Raw genomic sequence first — 21,911 nt, forward strand, 5'->3', positions numbered from 1 at the left:
GACGAGGGTACCTCTGTCGATAGCCTGTTGTCGGATATGGCTGAAGAATTGCCCGACGACGAAGAGGAAGACGATGTTGAAGAATTGCTGGCAGGTGTGACGCAAGACACTGATTTGGGCAGTGATGTCGGCGATGATGAGGGTGAAACCGACCTCGACGATCTGTTAGCGGGAGAAGAGGACAGTACCGACCTCGATGAGCTGCTGGCGGAAGGTGAGGGTGACACTGACCTCGACGATCTACTGGCGGAGGATGAGGACGACACTGACCTCGATGATCTGTTGGCGGAAGATGAGGGTGACGCTGACCTCGACGATCTGTTGGCGGAAGAACAGAGCGATACCGACCTTGATGACCTGTTGGCGGAGAATGAGGACGACACTGACCTCGATGAAATGCTGGCGGGAGAAGAGGACGATACCGACCTTGATGACCTGTTGGCGGGAGAAGAGGACGATACTGACCTCGACGATTTACTGGCGGATGTCGATGACGACACAGACCTTGAAGACCTGCTGGCGGATGACGGCGAGGAATTGGAAACGGAAGGGGAGGCGAGCGACATGGAGGCAGAGGCGACAGCCGCGAAGGCGCCTTACAATCCGGCTTTTGGCAAGATGACCGCCCCGAAACCGGAAATCAAGCCGGGGGACCGGCGCAAGATGCGGATAGCTATCCTCGGAGATTTTTCGGGCCGGGCCAATAACGGAGCGTTACAAGGTGGTGCCGATCTTGCCTCACGTAAGGCGATCAAGTTTGACATCGATACGGTCGAAGACGTTATTTCTCGATTTGCGACAACTCTGACGTTGCCTGTGGGCCGCGACGGATCCGCTATCGAGGTGGAACTGGGAGAGATCGACGATCTGCATCCCGACGAACTCTACGACAATGTAGAGCTGTTTGCCGAACTCTCGGGATTGCGCAGCCAGATCAAGCGGGGCAGCAATCTGGAAGCGCTGGCTGCCAAACTACGCGAATGGGGCGTGGAATTCGGTGATTTCAAACTGGCGCGCAAAGGGCGGGCCAAGGGGGCAGCAGCAAATGCGTCCCTGCAGGTCAGCGAATTTGCCGCGCTGATCGGGGCCGAAGCTGCGCCGAAACCAGAGGCCACCGCAATAGACGACATGATCCAGCGGATCGTTGCACCTTTTGTGGTGGCGGCACCCGATGCCGGCCAGGACTCCCTTTTGGCCGCTGTTGATCAGGCGCTGGGCGCGGCGATGTCCTCTATCCTGCACCACCCCGACTTTCAGGCGGTGGAGGCCAACTGGCGCACGCTCGACATGCTGGCGCGGCGGATAGAAACAGGCAGCCATCTGGAACTGGTGCTTTACGACGTGGCGGTAGAGGAATTTGCCGCCGATCTCGCCGCCCATGAAGATCTGGGGGAGAGTGCGCTTTATGATATGCTGGTGGAACGCCCGCGTCTGAGCGAGGATCAGGGGCCGCTTGCCGCTGTACTGGGGCTATACACATTCGAGGAAACGCCTCCTCATGCAGAACTGCTGGCGCGGATGTCCAAGATCAGTGCGCAGATGGACGCGCCATTTATCGCGGCGATGGGGGCGGGGTATCTGCAAACCAAGGCCGAAGACCTGCACCCGCTTATTGCAAAAACATGGGCGGCCCTGCGCGAAACACCCGAAGCAAAGTACATCGCACTGGCTACGCCACGTTTTCTGTTGCGGATGCCCTACGGCAAAAAGACCGATCCGGTAGAGCCTTTCGCCTATGAGGAATTCAACACCCGCGAAGGAATGCGTTCCCTGCTGATGGGCAATCCTGCGGCGCTGGTGGCGATCCTGCTGGCGCAGACACTGGCGCAGCAGGGGGCAGAGATGTCGCTTGGATCTATTATGACGCTGGACGATATGCCGTTCCATTACATGCAGGACCAGTACGGCGATCAGGTGGCGCTGCCGTCAACCGAACGTCTGATAAACGTGCGCATGGCAACCGAAACCGTACAGCGCGGCTATCTTCCGGTTCTTTCCATTCAGGGGCAGAACGTGGTGCGGCTTGGTTCTTTTAACGGGCTTGGCGGGGGCAAGTTGCTGGGCCTGTGGTCCGGTGAGGAAGCAAAACTGCTGCAATCGGGAAAAATTCAGCCCCGAACCGGTGTCGCATTGGGCGCAGGTCTGGCCAAAGCCCCGCCAGCAGATGCGGGCGGAGACGGTGTCGAAGAAGATGATGGCGAAAGTGCCGACGATGATGATGGTTTCGGCTTCGGGGGCGACGACGATTTGGATCTTGGAGGTGACGATGACGATTTCGACCTCGGAATTGATCTGGACGGCGACGATGATGATGACGCCCTTGATTTGGATCTCGGGGATGACGGAGATCTTGATGACCTGCTGTCGGGTTTTGACGACGATGATGATGACAGCGCTAATGATGGTGATGACGAAGATATGGATGAAGATCTGGCAGCCTTGCTGGCGGATCTCTGATTGAAAATGCACCGGCGGGCACCTGAGTGCTTCTGCCGGAAAGGAGATTAAAATGGCCGACCCACTGCCGCTTGAAGGCCGTTCGCAAAGGGTGACTTGCGAAGGCCAGCCCTGCGATCTTTACATGCTTTCGGCTGACATCAGCGAGGGCATCGACCGGTTGAGCGATTTCACGGTAGAGTTTCTTGCAGAGAAACCCGATCTTGAAAGCAGGGATTTTCTGGCGAAGTCCTTCACCATCGAAATGGATTTGGAATCCGGTGTGCGCAAGTGGTTGGGCACCTGTGTCGAGTGTACGTTTCTTGGCATGTCTGCGGGTATGGGGTTTGGAACCTATGCCCACTACAAGGTACGCCTGCGGGCCTGGCCGTGGTTGCTGACCCGCAATGCGAACTGCCGGATTTTTCAGGAGTTGACCGCTGATGAAATCATCAAGGCGGTGCTGCGCGATGCCGGTTTTAGTGATCACCGCTGGGTTGTCAGTGAAACACCGCCGGTGCGGGAATACTGTGTGCAATACCGCGAAAGTGACTGGAACTTCATCCGCCGCCTTTTGGAGGAAGAAGGTAGGTTCTTCTACTTTGATTACAGTTCCGGCAAGGACCAGCTGACAATAAGGGATGACAGTGCTGCTCTGCCACCGATTGACGGGGATCCGGAGATCGAAATGATCGACAAGGAAGCGGGCCAACGCTCTGAGATCGATTACATCGACAACTGGAAGGATGGCTACCGCGTCGATACGGATAAAGTCACTCTGGATGATTACGATTTTACCAAATCGAAAACCAAATTGACGGGGACCCGCAAGCACGAAGCCGAGAAACTTGAAGTGTTCGATTATCCGGGCCGGTTCAACGTCGGTGCAGATGGTACCAAACGGGCCCGTCGGCGGATGGAAGCGATCATAGCGGGCAAGAATCGCGTGTGGGGGCAGGGAATTGTCAAAGCCATGACACCGGCAGCAAAGTTCACGTTGAAAGAGCATCCTGCCCGCGCCCAAAACAAAGAATATCTGGTTCTGACGCTGGAGCAGAAGCTGCGCATTGAACGGACAGACGAAAAACGTGAAATGTCCCGCAGTGGGAAACACGACCCGCTGGCGCTGATTGAATCCCAAACTATCGAGCTAACCGCGCAGGATGCAAAAATCGCGTATGTACCGGTGTCTACAATTCCCTGGCCTGTCATTCACGGCGTCCAGACGGCTGTAGTGGTTGGCCCAAGCGGGGATGAAATCTACACCGACGAGCACGGACGCGTGAAAGTTCAGTTTTTCTGGGATCGTGGAGGAAAAACCGACGAAAAATCCTCCTGTTTTATCAGGGTTGCCACGCCAATTGCCGGAAAAGGCTGGGGGATGATCCATATTCCGCGCATCGGACAAGAGGTGGTTGTCCAGTTTCTTGAAGGTGATCCGGATCGGCCTTTGATCGTGGGCAGTGTGTATAACGATCAGCAAACCACGCCGTTTTCCTTGCCTGACAACAAAACCCAGATCGGTCTTGTTAGCGATACCCACCAGAACGAGGACACAAACGCCAAGCATGAATTTGTCATGGAAGAGAAAAAGGACGAAGAATACATACGTATGCAGTCCGAGCGGGATTACACCCAGATCATCAAAAACAGTGCGGATGTAAAGATCGGTTGCGCGGATAAACCGGACGGGGATTATACCCAGTCGGTCTGGCGCGATACCACACGGAAATACGGCGTCGAAAGCGGCGAGGGCAATCTAACCGAAACTGTTCAGACCAATTTCAGCAAAACAGTCAGTGACGGGGATTATACGTTGGCCGTGGAAACCGGAGGGCGCACGACAACCATTACATCCGACGATACACTGACGGTGGATGGTAATATTGATATGACCACGTCGTCTTCAGCTACGCTGACCGCCTCAAGCTCGATCACTCTGAAAGCGGATTCCTCGATCAAGCTGGTTTGCGGGGGATCGACAGTTGAACTAACGCCAAGCGCAATCAAGCTGACCTCCTCACAGATCAAAATCCAAGGTAGTCAGGTTAAGGTTGCTGGGAGCGTGGTTGATGTCGCGGGGAGTATGATCAAACTGGCGGGTGCATTGGTTAAAATCAATTAGGGGGCGATGTAATGGACAAAGCGTCAAGCAGTGCTGTAGATTTCAGCGGTTTGAAAAAAATTCCCGACGTTGCTTTCGGGCCGTTCTGCCGCGAAAACAAAATCAAGATCGATCCGGATTTGGGAATTGCTCCTGAGACACCATTAAAGGATGGGCTGGCTGCCTTATACGATGCACGGGCGGTTCCGTCATTCCTCCACGTGATGGCGCACGGGCTCCCAGTGCGGGAGTCCGTCTGGCTAGCTTGCCATGCAGCAGAACGAATGGTGCCTGAAGGGGCAGAACCGCCAAATACACTGCAAACCGCGCGGGCTTGGGTCTATAAACCAGACACGAAAACCCGTGCTGCCGTACAGCAGGCGATCGAAAAGGCCGATCAGGAAGATCCAACACTGATGGCGGCAGATGCCGCGTTTCACGGCATCGTTAAGGGGCTGGAAGACGAAGTGAAAAGCCCTCCAACGGCTACTCCGACACTGGTGTTCGCAGTGTTGCTGAGCGCTGCGCTACGGGAAGAGGACATGGAACAGGCAGAAGCGAACTGGCAGGATCTGGTCGCTCTCTCAGTCGATATCGCCTCCGGTGGCACAGGGGAAAAACATTCGTGACAGCGCTATAAAGATGGAGAAATTCATGAAAATACTTATAATGATCAGCAAAAGTGAGGAGCCAGCCCGATGAGCCTGCCTGCTGCCCGAGTAACCGATCTTCACGTCTGCCCTTTGGTGACGGGTGTCGTGCCGCATGTCGGTGGGCCCGTTCTGCCACCGGGCCAGCCGAATGTGCTGATCGGCAACCTGCCAGCCGCGAATGTCGGGACGATGTGCACCTGTGTCGGGCCACCTGACGTGATCGTCAAAGGCTCCATCTCTTGCTTTATAGGCAACAGACCTGCCGCCCGTCTGACAGATTCTACAGCTCACGGTGGTGTAATTACCGCACCGGGCTGTCCAACAGTTTTAATCTCGTGACGGAGCTCAGCCGATATTTATGACCCTCACGCTGCAAATTCTGTCCAGTGGTGCCCAGCCGGGCCGTGAAACCGCCTTTCCCTTGATCGGCGGCGCGTTAACCATCGGGCGGTCCGAGACCAATAACGTGGTTCTGCCCGATCCCACCCGCGAGATTTCCTCTTCTCATGCGGTGGTGCAGGAAAGGGCAGGGGATTACGTGATCGTCGATACCTCTACAAACGGCACTTTCCTCAATGGCGAAACCGAACCGCTCGGGGATTTTCCGACGCCCTTGAATGACGGGGATGTTTTGCGGATCGGACCTTATGAAATGCAGGTCGTGATTGCCACGGCCAGTGCCTCTTCTGATCCATTCGACGATCTGCCTCCCCCGCTGGGGGAAGAACCGATTGTAGAGGATAGGGCTCCGACGCTCGATACGTTGGCAGAGGTCGGCAGTCTGGACAATGACGGCGGAGATTTTCTCGATGATCTTCTGGGGGAAGCGCCGCCGAATGCAATGAATATGAAAACGCCGGAACTGTCAGATGATCCCGATAACACCATTGACGATTTTCTTGACGTGGCCCCCAACCCTGACCGCGAAGGCGGCGCGAGTGTTCCGGATCACTCAGGGCCCGGACATGATTTCTTCCATTCCAACAGCACCGCGCCCTCTATTCCCGATAATTGGGAAGACGATCTGTTGGGCGCGAAACCCGAACCGATGGGAGGGCCGCCAAATGCAAGCACGCCAACATCTCCTGCGCCTGCGGGGGGCGGGTTGATACCGGAGACAACGTTTTCTTCCGAGCCGTTCACCATACCGGACCCTCAGGCCGCTCCGGACAAGCCGGAAATTGTGGAAAACTCCAGCGGTGCTGATCCGATAGACGAATTGCTCGGCGGCCCGTTGGAACCTGCCCCGCAGGCGTCGTCAGAACCGGATATCCAGCCGGAGGAACAGGCCGAGCCGCAACCGGACCCACCAGCGGAGCCTGCGCCAGTTGCTGTGCCCGAGCCTGCTGACGGCCCTGTCTCCGGCAGTGACGCTGCGCTGGCACGACAGTTTCTGAGCGCCGCAGGCGTAGATCACAGCCGGATTGATGACATTGAACTCGGCCCGATCATGGAACGTACAGGTATCGCATTCCGCACCCTTGTCGAAGGCGCGCGGGAAGTTTTGATGGCGCGGGCCTCGATCAAGGACGAATTGCGGCTGGGCCAGACCATGATTTCGCCGGATGGTAACAACCCGATCAAGTTTTCCATCTCCGGTCAGCAGGCGGTTGAAGCGATGATCAAGCCGACCGTTGCAGGGTATCAGGCCGCTGACAAAGCCGCCGCCGAAGCGATGATGGACATCAAGGCCCATGAGGTGGCGATGATGTCAGGCATGGAAAGCGCGATAAAAACCCTGCTGTCGCGGTTCGATCCGGCGGAACTTGCAACCCGAATAGAGGACAGCGGCCGATTGGGAGGCTTGCTCAAAGGTAAAAAAGCGCAATACTGGGATGTATTTGAAAAACTCTACAAACAACTGTCCGAAGACGCAGAAGAAGATTTTAACACCTTGTTCGGCAAGGAATTTGCCAAAGCCTACAAGGATCAATTGCAGAAACTGAAATCGAATTAGGAAAGGACTGGAATTATGTTAGCGAAATTCAAGCTTACGGGCCTGTCTCTGGTCGTAGCCGGGTTAATGGCAGCTTGTACGCCATCACCGACCGAAGTTGCCATGAACATCACCGCCAGCGCAGGAGTAAACGGCGGACTGCCGGTCAAGGCGACGATCTACTATCTGAACTCGACCTCGAAGTTTAACGGTGCGGATTATGCCTCGCTTGCGGGCAGCCCCGAAGCGGTGCTTGGTGCAGATCTGGTGCGTACGCAATCTGTCCTCTTGTCTCCCGGACAAACCAAGAATGTATCCGCGGCCTTTGAAGGCGAAGGCCCTGCTGCCCTTGGCGTAGTTGTAGGGTTCAAGGCGATTTCAACTGCAAAATGGCGCACCACAACGGCTTTGGCCAGTGGGAAGGTCAATGCGTTGACGATCTCGCTCGGCGCAAACAGCGTGAATATCTCTAAATAGGAAGGACGCGCTACGTGTCTTGGGAAAGTAAAGTCATCTGGTCCGAAGGGTTGTTCTTGCAGCCCCATCACTTCCAGCAGAATGACCGCTATCTGGAAAGCCAGATTGCGGGTGTATCGCGGGGGGCTGCGCCCTATGTCTGGGGGCTGCGCGAGCTGACCATAGATGACGAATTGTTAAGGCTGGGTAAATTCGCCATCAAATCCTGTGACGGGATCACACCGGACGGCACCAGCTTTCGCATTCCGGCGGTGGATGACCTTCCGCCCGCGATGGAGGTTCCCACGACGGTTAAGGATTCCGTGGTTTATCTGGCAATCCCGACACGGCGTCACGGTGCGGTAGAGGTGGAACTGGAATTTCACGAAAACTCCGCATCGCGCTACCAACCCGCAGAGGTCGACGTGACCAATGCCGTCGGGCGGGATCGCAAGGCGACGACCATTGGCGTGGGCAAGCTGCGATTGCAATTCGCCCTTGATCTGGATGATCTGGAAGACCAGCTTGTCATCCCGATCGCCAAGGTGATCGAGGTGCGATCGGACGGGGAAATCCTGCTGGATCGCTCTTTTATACCGACAGTTCTGGACCAGCGGGCAGCAAAGCCGCTGACCGAGTTTCTGAGAGAAATCGAAGGGCTGCTCGGCCACCGTTGCGAAGCGCTTTCGGGGCGTCTGGCGGACAACGGGCCCGCCAAAGGTGTGGCAGAGCTGTCTGATTACCTGTTGTTGATCACAGTGAATCGCTACCTTCCGCAAATCCGCCATCTGGGGCTGGTGGAAAATACCCATCCTTGCGGGCTGTTCATGCTGCTTGTAGGGCTGGCTGGCGAACTGGCGACATTCATGGCGCCGGAAAAACGCCCTCCGGAGTTTCCTCCTTACCGTCACGACAGTCTGACAGAGACCTTCCAGCCGCTAATCCGCACGCTGCGCCAGTATCTGTCCGCAGTTCTGGAGCAAACGGCGGTGTCGATCCCGCTGCAACCGCGCAAATACGGCGTTTCTGTCGGCGTGATCGCGGACAAACGGCTGCTCAGCGATACGCAGATGGTGCTGGCTTGTAAGGCGGAAACCGCCGCCGAAAACATCCGCCGCCATATGCCGACACAAGCCAAGCTGGGACCGGTGGAGGATATCCGGCAGCTGGTGAATTCCGCGTTGCCGGGGATCGGCCTGCGCCCCTTGCCGGTGGCACCGCGCCAGATCCCTTACCATGCGGGGGTGGTGTATTTCGAACTCGATCCGGACAGCGAGTACTGGAAAAAGATGCGCACCTCGGGTGGGCTGGCAGTGCATGTGGCCGGGGAATTTCCGGGACTGGAAATGGAATTATGGGCGATCCGCAACGGATGAGCCGCTTGAAAACGAGGTGCTAGGGTGAACAAAGACGATCCTTTTGCGGAACCGGGGGACACCGAGAAAACGGTTGTGAACCTCAATCCGGGCGGTCGCTCTCCCGCCGCACCTGCTACGCCCGCGGCACCAGCACCAGAGCCAAGCCCGCCGCCGGTGGCTGCGACGCCTACGCAACAGGCGGCACCGGTTGATATAAATGCGGCGCGTTCCGGCCTGAACCCGTTAAACGCCGCCGCAGCGCCACTGTTCTCTCTTGTTGGGCGTATCCGCAACCGCGCCCAGCACAATGATCCGACTGCGCTGCGCAACGCGGTCGTGCAACAGATACAGACCTTCGAAACCACAGCCTTGCAGGCGCAAGTTCCGGCACAACAGGTTAAAATCGCGCGTTACGCGATCTGCGCCACCATCGATGACGTGGTGCTGAACACGCCTTGGGGCGGGCGATCTATCTGGGCGCAGCAGTCTATGGTCGGTACGTTCCACAAGGAAACCCATGGCGGTGACCGCTTTTACGAACTGCTGGCTCGGCTGGAAAAGGAACCGACCGTTAACCTTCTTCTCCTAGAGTTCATTTTTATGTGCCTCTCTCTCGGCTTTGAAGGGCGCTTGCGCGTCGAGGATCGGGGCGCGGAGAAACATGCAACCATTCGCGCAGGGCTCGCCAGCTTGATCCGCGCCCAGCGGGGACCACTGGAGCCGGAGGTCGCGCCGGTGTGGAAAGGATTGAAATTGCCACACAAACCGCTCAGCGCCTGGATGCCTGCATGGCTGATCTTTGGCCTGATGACGGTGGTTCTGGGTCTGTCCTATGTCGGTCTGGCTTGGGCGCTGTCGGGGGATACGGAGCGACTGCAAGGCCAGCTTGCGGCATTAGGCGCGCGGGAACAGGTAGAACTGAAACGGCAGGCACCACCGCCACCGGCCCCTCCACCTGTGGAAAGCGGCCAGAAGGAGCGTGTGGCCAAATTTCTGGAAAAAGAGATTGAGGAGCAGCTTGTCACCGTATTTGACGATGCCAATACAGTAACTGTCCGGATCAAGGGTTCGGGTATGTTCCAGCCGGCCTCGGACACATTGGTAGACCGGTTTGAACCGATTATGAACCGGATCGCCGAAGCCTTGAATGAAGAACCCGGAAAGATCATCATTGCGGGTCATTCCGATAACATTCCGATCAAGACCGCACGGTTTCCGTCCAATCTGCATCTGTCGCTGAAACGTGCGGAAAAAGTGATGCAATCCATTGCCGGCACTTTGAACGATCCTGCACGTATGTCTGCTGAAGGACGGTCCGACAAAGAGCCGATTGCCGATAACGGCACCCGGGAGGGACGGGCGGAAAACCGGCGGATCGAAGTAATTTTGATGAGAGAGAACAACTAGATGGCGGTTTTCCGGCGGATATTTCAGTGGATTTTCCACACCAATGGCATTCTCGCTATTGTAGCGGGCCTGTTGATGGCGTCGGTCTGGTTTCTCGGGCCAATTCTCGGGATTGGTGGCAGCTTTCCACTGGAAACGGTAACGGCCAGACTGATCGCCATCGGTATCATTTTTGTCTTTACCCTGTTCCTAATGCTGCTTCTGGCTCTGTTGCGGGCACGCCGCGAAGGTAAGATGGCAGACGAGATCGTCGAGGTGGAGGACGATCCTGCGGAAGAACAGGATGAAGCCGTCAAAGCCGAAATGGCGGAAATGCGCAACCGGATGCGCGACGCGCTCAAAACCCTGCGCAAATCCAAACTGGGCGGGCGCGGGCGCAGCCAGAAGCTCTATCAACTGCCGTGGTATCTGATGATCGGGCCACCGGGAGCGGGCAAAACCACAGCGATTGTTAATTCGGGTCTGAAATTCCCACTGGCCGAAAAAATGGGGATGCAGGCGATTGGCGGTATCGGGGGCACGCGCAATTGTGACTGGTGGTTCACGGATGAGGCGGTTCTGATTGACACGGCCGGCCGCTACACCACGCAGGACAGCGATGCAGAGGCCGACAGTCGCGCGTGGAACGGCTTTTTGAACATGTTAAAGAAATTTCGCAAACGCCAGCCGATCAACGGGGCGATAGTTGCGATTTCCCTGTCCGATATTGCGGTGCAAAACGAAGCACAACGTAAGGAATACGCCACCGCAATCCGGCTGCGTCTGACTGAGTTGCGCGAAAAACTCGGGGTGCGTTTTCCGGTTTATATCCTGCTGACAAAAGCAGATCTTCTCGTTGGTTTCACAGAGTTTTTTGAGAACTTGGGCAAAGAGGCCCGCGAACAGGTTTGGGGTTTCACCTATCCGATGGAAGGCCCCAAGGACAAGCGCAAGCCGCTGGATGGATTTGATGCGCAGTTTGAAACCATGCTGGCCCATCTGAACGATTTGTCACTGGACCGGATGGCACAGGTTTCCGATCCCCAGCGTCGTTCCATGATTGCCGGTTTTCCCCAGCAGGTGGCCAGCCTGCGTCCGGTGGTGCGGGAGTTCCTGTCGGAGATTTTTCTCGACAGCAAATTTTCACAGACTCAACTGGTGCGCGGGGTGTATTTCTCTTCCGGTACACAGGAAGGCACGCCGATCGACCGGCTGATGGGCGGCATGGCACGGACCTTTGGTCTGGGGCGTCAGGCACTCGGGTCAGGGCAGGGCGCAGGACGCAGCTATTTCCTGCGCAATCTGCTGGATAAGGTGATCTTTCCGGAAGCCGGTCTTGTCTCGGTCGACGATAAGGTGGAGCGCCGCTACCGCTGGATCGTTCGGGGGACAGTGGTCGCCGCGGTGCTGCTGACCCTTGGTGTTGTGGGGCTTTGGACCAACAGCTTTCTGGGAAACCGGCAGTTGGTGGCAGATGCAAAAACGCAGATCGAACTTTATTCCTCAAAAGTCGCCGATGTGCCGGGGAACCCGATTGCCGATACGGATGTGCGCCAGCTTGTTGAACCGCTGGATATTCTGCTGGCGATGCCGGGCAACCCGTCCCAGACCGATCCGCTGCCGCCGCGCAGTCTGACCTATGGTCTGTATCAGGGGGATGCAGTGGGGACGGAAGCGGCGCAAACCTATCGCGCAGCCCTGAACCAGAAACTCCTGCCCCGTCTGCTGCTGCGGATGGAGGAGCTGATCCAGTCCAATCTGAACAATGAAACCCTGCTGTTTGAGGCGCTGAAGGTGTATATGATGCTTGGCCAGCAAGGACCAATGGACCGTGATCTGGTGTTGCAGTGGTTTACCCTGGAATGGGCCAATGAATTTGCCGGTGAACCTGACGCAGCTTCGCAAACGGCGCTTGTGACCCATCTGACAAATATGATCAACCAGCCCATGATCTCTATCCCGCTGGACGGTCCGTTGGTGGAACAGGTGCAGGGCATTCTGTCAGAAACTCCGGTGGCGGCGCGGGCTTATCGTACCATCGTGGAAGGGCCGGAGGCCAAGGCGCTTCCGGACTGGACCCTGCTTGTGGCGGGTGGTGCCGCGACCAATCAGGTTATGGTCCGCCCGTCCGGTCTGCCCCTGTCAAGCGGTGTGGAGGGGATCTATACCTATGACGGTTTTTATAACGTCTTCCTTCCCGCCGCCCTTGATGTGGCCGAACAGATCAAAAAGGATAACTGGGTTCTTGGCCCCCGCGCAGAAGATCTGAGCGATACAAATGCGCTGGCGCTGATCGCGCGGGATGTACTCGACCTTTATTACGCCGACTACATCATCGCCTGGGAAACGATTTTAGGCGATGTGGATATTGCGCCGATGTCATCCATGTCCCAGACTGTGAAAACATTGAACCTTCTGTCCGGCCCGTCCTCGCCTGTGTTCAAAATCATGAATCAGGTGGCGGAACAAACGCGGTTGGCTGAACGGCGTGCAAATGAGGTTGTAGAGGGCGTGGCCAGCGGATTCAGTGAGGAAGGCAGCGCACTTGCACTGGAAGGGCTTGGCGTACGCACGCAGCGGTTGCTGGCTGTGCTGCAGTCTGCGGCTACCGTGGATGGTGCAGCCCCGCCCAAGCCCGGCCAGCAGGTACAGGATCGGTTTAACAGCCTGCACACCTTCGTCAAAGGTCTGGACGAGAATACACCGGGCGATATCAACCGCATCATGGAACTCTACGTCGCGGTCTATCAGGAGCTGAACCGCCTGTCGGTCGGGGGCACAGTGACGGGGCAGGGAGAGGCGGTACAGCGTTTGCAGGAAGCTATCGTGCCGATGGATGGCCCGATCAAACGCTGGTCCACCCAGATAATCGAATCCGCCTCGGGGGCTGCAGCGGGCGGGCAGCGCTCCAAGCTGAACAACCAGTGGCAGGCACAAGTCCTGCCATTCTGCAAGCAAGCTTTGGACAACCGCTATCCATTTAACAGAAAATCCCGCGCAGAGGTGGGCATACAGGATTTTGCCCGCCTGTTTGCACCTCAAGGGTTGATCGATACATTCTTTACCACCCATCTGGCAGAGCATGTGGACGTATCCTCGCGCCCTTGGAAGTTCAAACGGACCACGGGTAAGGATCTCGGGATTTCAGACAGTGTACTGCAACAGTTTGAACTGGCTGCCGAAATCAGGGATGCCTATTTCCTTGCGCCTGGCCTGCCGTCAATTACCTTTGATCTCAAACCTATCGCGCTCGACCCGAACGCACAGGAGGTGACTCTGCTGATCGACGGGCAGCCCCTGAACTATGCCCACGGTCCGCAACAGACGACATCTCTGAAGTGGCCGCAGGGCGGCAGCACGTCTGTCACCTTCAGTCCGTCAATCGAAGGACGCAGAAACCAGCGCCAGATGGACGGGCCTTGGGGGTGGTTCCGTCTGCTTGACAGTTCGGAGATCCGCCGCACCAATGTAGCCGATCAGACCCGCATTGTGTTCAATGTGGGCGGGCGCATCGCCGTATTCCAGATGCGGGCCGGTTCTGCGATCAACCCGTTCTCTTCCAAGGCGGTGCGGCTGTTTCGCTGCCCCAATTCGCTCTGACGTGTTCGGTTTTTTTGGCAAAATCCCCGCCCACGGCGATTTCATCCGCTCCCGCGGTAATGTATCCTTCATCAACGGATGGGATGGTTTTTTGCAACAGGGGCTGGAGGAAAGCCGTCGTCGTCTCAAAGGAGACTGGGATGCGGCCTATCAAAATTCTCCGATCTGGCGGTTTCTTCTGGAACCGGACATTTGTGGGGGGCAGGCCGTGACGGGTGTTCTGATGCCCAGCCAGGATCGTGTCGGTCGCCGCTTTCCCCTGACACTGTTTCATCCGCTGGCAAATCCGGCCGTGCCTGAATTGCTCGACGATGATCCTTTAATGACGGAGCTCGAAAACATCGCGCTGGCCTGTCTGGATGCGCAGATCGACAAGGGTGAACTGGTCCGAAGGCTTGAAGGGGTAGATTTCAGTACAGCGCCGGCCTCGGGCAGTATGAGCAGGCAATCCTACTGGCTTTCCACCTTCTTTGGCGGCGCTGCGAGACGGGATACACGCCGCTTTGACGGGTTACCGGAGCCTGCGCGTTTTGAAGAGCTTCTTTCACCGGATCGGGGGCAACAGGATGTTTGAACAGGGACCAATGTTCCGCACTGACGCGGCCACCCATGTAGGACTTGTGCGCGACCTGAACGAAGACAGTATGATCAGCCGGGAGAACCTCGGGCTGTGGACTGTTGCGGACGGCATGGGGGGGCATGCGGGCGGCGATTTCGCCAGCCAGACCATTGTGGCGGCGATCAGGGCTATTCCGGACGCGCTTCAGGGGGGCGAACTGATGCAGGCGGTTCGCGATGCGTTCCATTCGGCACATCAAACCATTCAAAACGAAGCCGAACTGCGTGAAGGGGGCACTATGGGCTCCACAGCGCTCTCGTTGATCCTGCGACAGGACTATTTCGTCTGCTTGTGGGTCGGTGACAGCAGGCTGTACCATTGCCGGGACGGAGCCGTGCGTCAGTTGTCCTCGGATCATTCTCTGGTGAATGAGTGGGTGGAAGAAGGCAAGCTGACCCGCGAAGAAGCCGAACGCCACCCCCATGGCAATGTCATCACGCGCGCGATCGGGGTCGGAGAAGTGCCAGAAGTTGCCAAGATCCGCGGCCAGTACGAGCCCGGAGACCGGTTCCTGTTATGCTCTGACGGGTTAAGCGGGTATATGGAAGAGGCGGATATCTTCAGCGTGCTTGCCAATGACCCGATGGAAGGGATTGCCGACCGGCTGGTACAGGGGGCTCTGGATGGTGGCGGGCGGGACAATGTGACCGTAATCGTGGTCGAGGTGCCGTGGTAGGTTCCATTTTCGACAAATATCCCCGCGCGGAGCGCAGAAATTTCGCCTTCGGCGAGGATATTTTAAGAAAATGGAAAGAAACCGGCGGTTATGATCCTTCTACGGTACAGGCGGGGACGCCGATGGCCGTGAAAATGGAGACGCCCTGCTGAAATTTTCACGCAGGGCGTTTTACGCGCTTTCAGGGCCAGTCCATCACCACTTTACCGGCAGACCCGTCTATCATGGCCGCAAACCCTTCTTCAAAGGCATCGATCCCGATGCGGTGGGTGATCAAACCGGAGACATCCAGACCGCCCTGAACCAGCGCGATCATCTTGTACCATGTCTCAAACATTTCACGACCATAGATGCCCTTGATGTGGAGCATTTTAAAGATCACCTTGTTCCAGTCGATCTCGAACCCGACCGGTGCGATCCCGAGTACTGCCATCTTGCCGCCGTTGTTCATCGTGTCGATCATATCGCGAAAAGCCGGTGGCGCACCGGACATTTCCAGTCCGACATCAAAGCCTTCTGTCATGCCGATCCGCGCCATTGTATCGCGCAGGGATTCTTCCGCGGCGTTAACAGTGTATTGAACGCCCATGTCCTGTGCCAGTTTCAGGCGAATTGGATTGATATCCGTGATCACGGTTTTTCGTGCGCCGGCCTTCTGGGCAACGAGTGCACCCATTATGCCAATAGGTCCGGCACCGGTGACAAGGACATCCTCGCCCACACAATCAAATGAAAGGGCTGTGTGGACCGCATTGCCAAAAGGATCGAAAATTGCAGCAATCTCGTCCGGAATATCGTCGGGAATGGGAACTACGTTGTCTTGGGGCAGGGCGATATATTCTGCGAAACTGCCCGGATGATTGACGCCTACGCCTTTGGTATTGCGGCACAGATGCCCGCGGCCGGCACGGCAATTGCGACAGTGGCCGCAGACGATATGGCCCTCACCGCTCACTCTCTGGCCGATTTTCAGGTTTGTAACTGCCGCGCCCAATTCAACAATTTCGCCGCAAAATTCATGCCCCGTTACCATCGGCACCGGAACAGCTTTCTGACTCCACGCGTCCCAGTTCCAGATGTGAACATCGGTTCCGCAGATGGCGGACTTGCGAACTTTAATCAGAACATCGCGCCGCCCGATTTCGGGGATCGGTACATGTTCCATCCAAAGCCCTGTTTCAGCGCGGGATTTTACCAAAGCGCGCATTTGGTTGCTCATTTGATCACTCCCAGTTCACGACCGGCGGTTTCGAATGCGTCGATGGCACGGTCAAGGTCCTCGATACTGTGTGCAGCGGACATCTGCGTGCGAATACGATCCTGTTCCCGCGGAACGACCGGAAAACTGAAAGCGGCGACATAAACACCAAGCTGATCCAAGCGCGCAGCCATTTTGCTGGCCAGTTTCGGGTTTCGCAACATGACCGGTATGATGGGATGATCGCCCGGTAGCAGTTCAAACCCCAATGCGCCCATCCGGTTGCGGAAGTGGCCGGCATTGCGGCGCAGTCGAGCCCGCAGCTCGCCGCCGTCTGCCAGCTTGTCAAACACGGCGATGGAGGTCTGCGCGATCACAGGCGCAAGCGTGTTGGAAAACAGATAGGGGCGGGATCTCTGACGCAGCCAATCCACTATTCGTGCGCTGGCTGCGGTATAACCACCCGATGCACCGCCCAGTGCCTTGCCAAGCGTTCCGGTTATAATGTCGACCCGCCCTTCAACACCGCAATGTTCGGCTGTGCCGCGTCCGTTTTCGCCCATAAACCCCACCGAATGACTGTCATCCACCATGACCAGTGCATCGTATTTATCGGCGAGGTCGCAAATTTCGGGCAGTTTGGCAACAAATCCGTCCATTGAGAAAACCCCGTCTGTGGCAATCAACCGGAAGCGGGCGTCTTTGGCTGCGATCAACTGGCGTTCCAGATCCGCCATGTCGGAGTTTTTATAGCGGTAGCGCTGCGCTTTGCAGAGCCGTACACCATCAATAATGGATGCGTGGTTCAACGCATCGGAAATAATAGCGTCTTCGGGTCCGAGAAGGGTTTCGAACAGGCCGGTATTTGCATCGAAACAGGCTGCGTAAAGGATCGTATCCTCCATGCCCAGAAAATCCGAGATACGTTTTTCCAATGCTTTATGAGGGGCTTGCGTGCCACAAATGAAGCGGACTGACGCCATTCCGTAACCGTATTCGTTTAGCGCTTTTTTCGCCTCTTCAACGAGTTCCGGATTATCCGCCAGCCCCAGATAATTATTTGCGCACAAATTAATGGTTTGCCGGTCACCCAGATTGATTACTCCGGATTGTGGTGAGGTAATTACCCGTTCGCTTTTGTAGAGGCCCTGATCTTTCAGTTCCGCCAGCGCCTGTTCGAGCGTTTCGTCAAACCTGTCTGATGCTGCCATAGTCATGCTCCACTGCTGCATTTCCTGTTTAGTAGTGGTGTAACACGAAGTATTCGGGCTGTCTTTCTTAGTTGGATGATGCGGTGAGGTAGGGAATCACTTTTGGAGCTGGGTTCAAAAATCATTGGGTTGACGGCCCGACAACAGCAGATTGTGCCAATATTGTGGCGTGAATATAGCTGGGAGAGACGTGTGCCGGAGGTAGGTCAGGCTTGAAAATTAAACTTTCAATTTCTTTTAAAATTCCGAAGTATCAATAGGCTACGGGTTTCTGTTAAAGCTTCGTTTACTTTCTGTGGACAAACTTGTGTGAAATTAGAAACAAATATGTCGAAACTTTGGCGTTATAACCACTTCATCCAAGTATCAGGCGCAGTTGTCTGAATTTCAGTAGTTCAGTGTAAGTGAGTTCAAAAATGGTTATTGCCAGCATCTTCGCATCAGGTATCGCAATCGGGTTTCTTGTAGGGTTTGTCAGCTTCACGCTGATTTACGCCTTCTTGGCCTAATCTGCCTTCAGGCGGGGTTGCAAGTTTTGCGACCTGAGGTGTTACAAGTCTGAGTGCACGCATAAAAAAACACCGCTCCGGGAGAAGCGGTGTTTTTTGTGTTTAAGAGCGATATTGTCAGGCGTCGATGAAACCGCGGGCGCATGGGCCGTAGGCATCGGGTTGCCGCCGCAGAACCGGGAAGGTCTCTAGCACACCGTCACGGCTGTCTTCGGGCAACAGGTCCAGATTTTCCGGAGTGGGCATGAAACTTTCCGAAGCGGCTGCCTCTGTGTAGATAACTTCGTGGCGGTCTGTCACGATCTGGAAAAACTCCATCTCTCCGCCGACAGCCTGAATGACTGTTACATCATCAACCAGAATGCGGGCAGGGATGAGCACCTCTTTCACACCGTAAACTGCCATGGCTTCGGCGCCTTTCAGAACCACACGCTGGTCCGCGCTGACGACCAGATCACGGGCGTTCTTGATCGCGCCTTTTCTGAACAGAATTGGCGCGTTGTCCCGTGTAATCTTAACGTTATGAGAGCCGATCCAGCGAATTTCCTGCATTCCGCGATCCCGTGTGATAACGCGGTCACCGGCGACGAGGTTTTCCACCCGCACTTCACCACGGCTGGTCATAACATGGGTGCCACGTGCGATGCCAAGGCGGTTCTGGGCCTTGTTTTGCTGTGTATCTGCTTCTTTAACAGGATTTTCACCTGTGTGAGGCATGGAAACGCTGACTGTTTCGTAAACGTGATCTTCGATTAACGGTCTGTCGCTGACCAGTTCGGAATAAAGCGCAGCGTGGTTGCTGGAAATATCCTGACGCGCAGTGAAAACCTCATCCGTGAAGCGATCCCGCAGCACCCAGATAATCTGTGCTTTGGTCGGGGCAACGCTGGTGTTTGCGTTTGGTTTCGGTGTGCTCGTCAGTTTTTGGATCTTGCTGTTTTTAATGCAAATGCCAGTGCGGAAGTTAGCAAATCCGCCTTTGGTCAGAGAAAACGGAGTGGTATTTGCGGCAATTGTGTAGCTGTGAAGATTTGCAGACATATCCGATACTCGCTCACTAAATTATGCGCCTCGGGTTTAAACAACTTAAATTTCTTGCATTCGGCGCTTTGAAAAATTGATGGGGGCCAAATGAGGCGCAAATGGGGCAGCAATTTGCTCAAACTTGGTTTTCTCGAAGCGTGAAAGCCCAACGAGAGCGGTGCATGCCGGTTTTCGCGGCGGGGCCGCAGTGGCTCCGGCTAGAGCCAAATGTCTGACACTGTGTCGCAATTTAGTATTTCTAGGCCGTTTTTGGCGGTTGCTATTCCATGTCATGTTTGCTTAGTCTGAGGGCATACCAACAGGGTCTCATGGCCTGAACACAAAAAAACAGGCTGAAAACAGCCTGATAAAATTCCGGTCGTACAGATCGCACAAATTAAAAAACGGGTCTTCAGGCCTGGCAAAGTCAACTGGGAGATAGTTTTGACTGCAACTTCGCACGACGACGCTTTTGTCGTATTTGATCGCGTTCAAAAAAGCTACGATGGCGAGATTCTTGTTGTAAAAGATCTCAATTTACAAATTGCAAAAGGTGAGTTTCTGACAATGCTTGGCCCGTCAGGGTCCGGCAAGACGACCTGTCTTATGATGCTCGCTGGGTTTGAAACAGCCACAAGCGGGGATATCCTGCTGGGCGGCAATCCTATCAACAATATTCCCCCGCATAAACGCGGGATCGGCATGGTGTTCCAGAACTACGCCCTGTTCCCCCATATGACCGTTGGTGAAAATCTCGCCTTTCCACTGGAAGTGCGCAAGATGGGCAAGTCAGAGCGGGAAGCCAAAGTGAAACGCGCCCTTGATATGGTGCAGATGGGCGATTTTGCAGGTCGGCGTCCGGCACAGCTTTCGGGTGGTCAGCAGCAGCGGATCGCGCTGGCGCGGGCGTTGGTGTTTGATGCGGAACTGGTGCTGATGGACGAACCACTCGGGGCGCTCGACAAACAGCTGCGCGAACACATGCAGTTCGAGATTAAACACATCCACGAAAATCTGGGTATTACCGTGGTCTACGTGACCCATGACCAGTCCGAGGCGCTGACGATGTCAGACCGGATTGCCGTGTTCAACGACGGTGTGATCCAGCAACTGGCACCGCCGGAAGATCTTTACGAACGCCCAGAAAACTCCTTCTGTGCGCAATTTATTGGTGAAAACAACACCTTGATGGGCACAGTTGAATCTGTATCGGACGGGGTCGCCTCTATTACGCTGGACGACGGCGCAAAAGTGCGCGGTCTTGCGGTGAACTGCGGTGGCCCCGGCAGCCGCACCACCATGTCGCTGCGTCCCGAACGGGTTTATGTGGGCGGAGAGGAAGGGCTCGTCACCACGGAAGCACAGGTCAAGGAACTGATCTATCTTGGCGACCATATCCGGTGCCGCATGAGCGTGCACGGGAACGACGAGTTCGTCGTAAAAGTTCCTAACGCTGCGGGTCACAAACACCTGCAAGTTGGTGAAAAAACCATGATCAGCTGGGAAACAGCTGACTGTCGGGCGCTCGACGCCTGAGGGACAAAATCCAAAGAACACCGACCGTTCCGCACCCGTGGACGGATGGACCAACGATATAACGGGTAAAATGTAAACAAGGAGAAGTTTCTATGAAAATGAAGTCTATTATTCTGAGCACAGCAGCCGGCGTTGTCGCCGCATCTGCAGCTGGCGCTAAGGACATGACGATTGTTTCTTGGGGCGGTGCATATTCGGCCTCTCAGGATGCAGCCTATCACCAGCCTTATATGGCGGCGAACCCGGACGTAAACATCATCAACGACGAAAGCTCCGCCGAAGCGGTTGCCAAGCTGCGTGCGATGGCCGAAGCCGGTAACACAACATGGGATGTTGTGGATGTTGTTGCTTCCGATGCGATCCGTCTGTGTGACGAAGGTCTGGCGATGGAAATCGATCCGGACACAATGCTGGCAGACGCGCCTGACGGTACAAAAGCTTCTGAAGATTTCGGCGACCTGCTGGTATCCGAGTGCTTTATCCCGCAGATCGTGTATTCCACAACATTCGCGTATCGTACCGATGTGGACGCATGGGGCGGCAAAGAGCCAAGCAACATCTGTGACGTGTTCGATCTGGAAGCCTTCCCTGGCAAGCGTAGCCTTGAGAAGCGTCCGATCAACAACATGGAGTGGGCACTGCTGTGTGATGGCGTAGCCAAGGACGAAGTTTATGATGTTCTGGGCACAGAAGAAGGCCAGCAGCAGGCTCTGGCCAAGCTCGACACCATCAAGGACGAAGTGATCTGGTGGTCTGCCGGTGCGGATACGCCACAACTGCTGGCCGACGGCGAAGTCGTGATGGGTTCTACCTATAACGGTCGTCTGTTTGCGCTGATCGAAGAGCAAAAACAGCCGGTTAAAATGATGTGGGACGCACAGGTGTTCGACCTTGACGGTTGGATCATCCCTGCAAACCTGAGCGACGAGCGCAAGCAAGCCGCACTGGACTATATCATGTTCGCGACAGACACACAGCGTCTGGCCGATCAGGCGAAATACATCTCCTATGGTCCGGCCCGTGCGTCCTCTGCACCACTGGTAGGCAAGCACGCCGAACTGGGTATCGACATGGCGCCACACATGCCAACAGATCCCGAGAACGCCAAGAACACATTCCTTTATAACTACGAGTTCTGGGCTGACTACCGCGACGACATCGACGCGAAGTTCCAAGCCTGGCTTGCTCAATAATTAATTACACAGGGCGG

At 55.8% G+C, this 21,911-nt stretch carries 16 protein-coding genes; 13 read left to right on the top strand and 3 right to left on the bottom strand.

Annotated elements, in window-relative coordinates; all coding sequences use genetic code 11:
* From C0U40_RS15235 to C0U40_RS15285, 11 genes are all read left to right on the top strand, one after another.
* A partial coding sequence (locus C0U40_RS15235; RefSeq protein WP_180957723.1) for a type VI secretion system contractile sheath domain-containing protein occupies window positions 1-2,457 on the top strand: 2,457 nt, incomplete at its 5' end.
* A gap of 52 nt (window positions 2,458-2,509) precedes the next feature.
* The gene (locus C0U40_RS15240) at window positions 2,510-4,561 is read left to right on the top strand and encodes a type VI secretion system Vgr family protein (RefSeq protein ID WP_101656674.1); all 2,052 of its coding nucleotides are present in this window, start codon (window positions 2,510-2,512) and stop codon (window positions 4,559-4,561) included.
* Between the two features lie 11 nt (window positions 4,562-4,572).
* Window positions 4,573-5,169: a DUF6931 family protein gene (locus C0U40_RS15245; RefSeq protein WP_101656675.1), complete on the top strand. Its 597-nt coding sequence runs from the start codon at window positions 4,573-4,575 to the stop codon at window positions 5,167-5,169.
* A gap of 69 nt (window positions 5,170-5,238) precedes the next feature.
* Window positions 5,239-5,532: a PAAR domain-containing protein gene (locus C0U40_RS15250; RefSeq protein ID WP_101656676.1), complete on the top strand. Its 294-nt coding sequence runs from the start codon at window positions 5,239-5,241 to the stop codon at window positions 5,530-5,532.
* Between the two features lie 19 nt (window positions 5,533-5,551).
* Entirely contained in the window at window positions 5,552-7,150 is a 1,599-nt protein-coding gene (gene tagH / locus C0U40_RS15255) for a type VI secretion system-associated FHA domain protein TagH (protein WP_101656677.1), read from the top strand.
* 15 nt (window positions 7,151-7,165) lie between these two features.
* Entirely contained in the window at window positions 7,166-7,606 is a 441-nt protein-coding gene (gene tssJ / locus C0U40_RS15260) for a type VI secretion system lipoprotein TssJ (RefSeq protein ID WP_101656678.1), read from the top strand.
* Between the two features lie 14 nt (window positions 7,607-7,620).
* Complete coding sequence (gene tssK, locus C0U40_RS15265) at window positions 7,621-8,961, top strand: type VI secretion system baseplate subunit TssK (protein WP_101656679.1); 1,341 nt, start codon at window positions 7,621-7,623, stop codon at window positions 8,959-8,961.
* A gap of 24 nt (window positions 8,962-8,985) precedes the next feature.
* Window positions 8,986-10,350 (top strand): type VI secretion system protein TssL, long form, encoded by a 1,365-nt coding sequence (tssL, locus tag C0U40_RS15270; protein WP_101656680.1) that lies wholly within the window; start codon window positions 8,986-8,988, stop codon window positions 10,348-10,350.
* Complete coding sequence (gene tssM / locus C0U40_RS15275; protein ID WP_101656681.1) at window positions 10,351-13,929, top strand: type VI secretion system membrane subunit TssM; 3,579 nt, start codon at window positions 10,351-10,353, stop codon at window positions 13,927-13,929.
* A gap of 1 nt (window position 13,930) precedes the next feature.
* A complete protein-coding gene (tagF, locus tag C0U40_RS15280) occupies window positions 13,931-14,503 on the top strand; it encodes a type VI secretion system-associated protein TagF (protein ID WP_180957724.1) in 573 nt (190 codons plus the stop codon).
* A gap of 10 nt (window positions 14,504-14,513) precedes the next feature.
* A complete protein-coding gene (locus tag C0U40_RS15285; protein WP_286135026.1) occupies window positions 14,514-15,224 on the top strand; it encodes a PP2C family protein-serine/threonine phosphatase in 711 nt (236 codons plus the stop codon).
* Between the two features lie 181 nt (window positions 15,225-15,405).
* Here the strand turns inward: C0U40_RS15285 and tdh are convergent, their stop codons facing one another.
* The 3 genes from tdh to C0U40_RS15300 form a co-directional block, all read right to left on the bottom strand.
* Window positions 15,406-16,443 carry an L-threonine 3-dehydrogenase gene (gene tdh, locus C0U40_RS15290; protein ID WP_101656684.1) on the bottom strand — a complete coding sequence of 346 codons (1,038 nt, stop codon included), beginning with the start codon at window positions 16,441-16,443 and terminating at the stop codon, window positions 15,406-15,408.
* Window positions 16,440-17,633 carry a glycine C-acetyltransferase gene (locus C0U40_RS15295; RefSeq protein ID WP_101656685.1) on the bottom strand — a complete coding sequence of 398 codons (1,194 nt, stop codon included), beginning with the start codon at window positions 17,631-17,633 and terminating at the stop codon, window positions 16,440-16,442. Before C0U40_RS15295 ends, tdh begins: the two co-directional genes overlap by 4 nt.
* Before the next feature lie 626 nt (window positions 17,634-18,259).
* Window positions 18,260-19,183, bottom strand: coding sequence for a Hint domain-containing protein (locus C0U40_RS15300; protein ID WP_101656686.1), 924 nt, complete (start codon window positions 19,181-19,183; stop codon window positions 18,260-18,262).
* Window positions 19,184-19,609: 426 nt separating this feature from the next.
* Between C0U40_RS15300 and C0U40_RS15305 the strand changes: the two genes are divergently transcribed.
* Window positions 19,610-20,701, top strand: a complete 1,092-nt coding sequence (locus C0U40_RS15305; RefSeq protein ID WP_101656687.1) for an ABC transporter ATP-binding protein — start codon at window positions 19,610-19,612, stop codon at window positions 20,699-20,701.
* 92 nt (window positions 20,702-20,793) lie between these two features.
* Complete coding sequence (locus tag C0U40_RS15310; protein ID WP_101656688.1) at window positions 20,794-21,894, top strand: extracellular solute-binding protein; 1,101 nt, start codon at window positions 20,794-20,796, stop codon at window positions 21,892-21,894.
* The last annotated feature ends 17 nt before the right edge of the window (window positions 21,895-21,911 follow it).

The sequence above is a fragment of the Neptunicoccus cionae genome, from assembly GCF_002860325.1.
Classification (GTDB): domain Bacteria; phylum Pseudomonadota; class Alphaproteobacteria; order Rhodobacterales; family Rhodobacteraceae; genus Amylibacter; species Amylibacter lutimaris.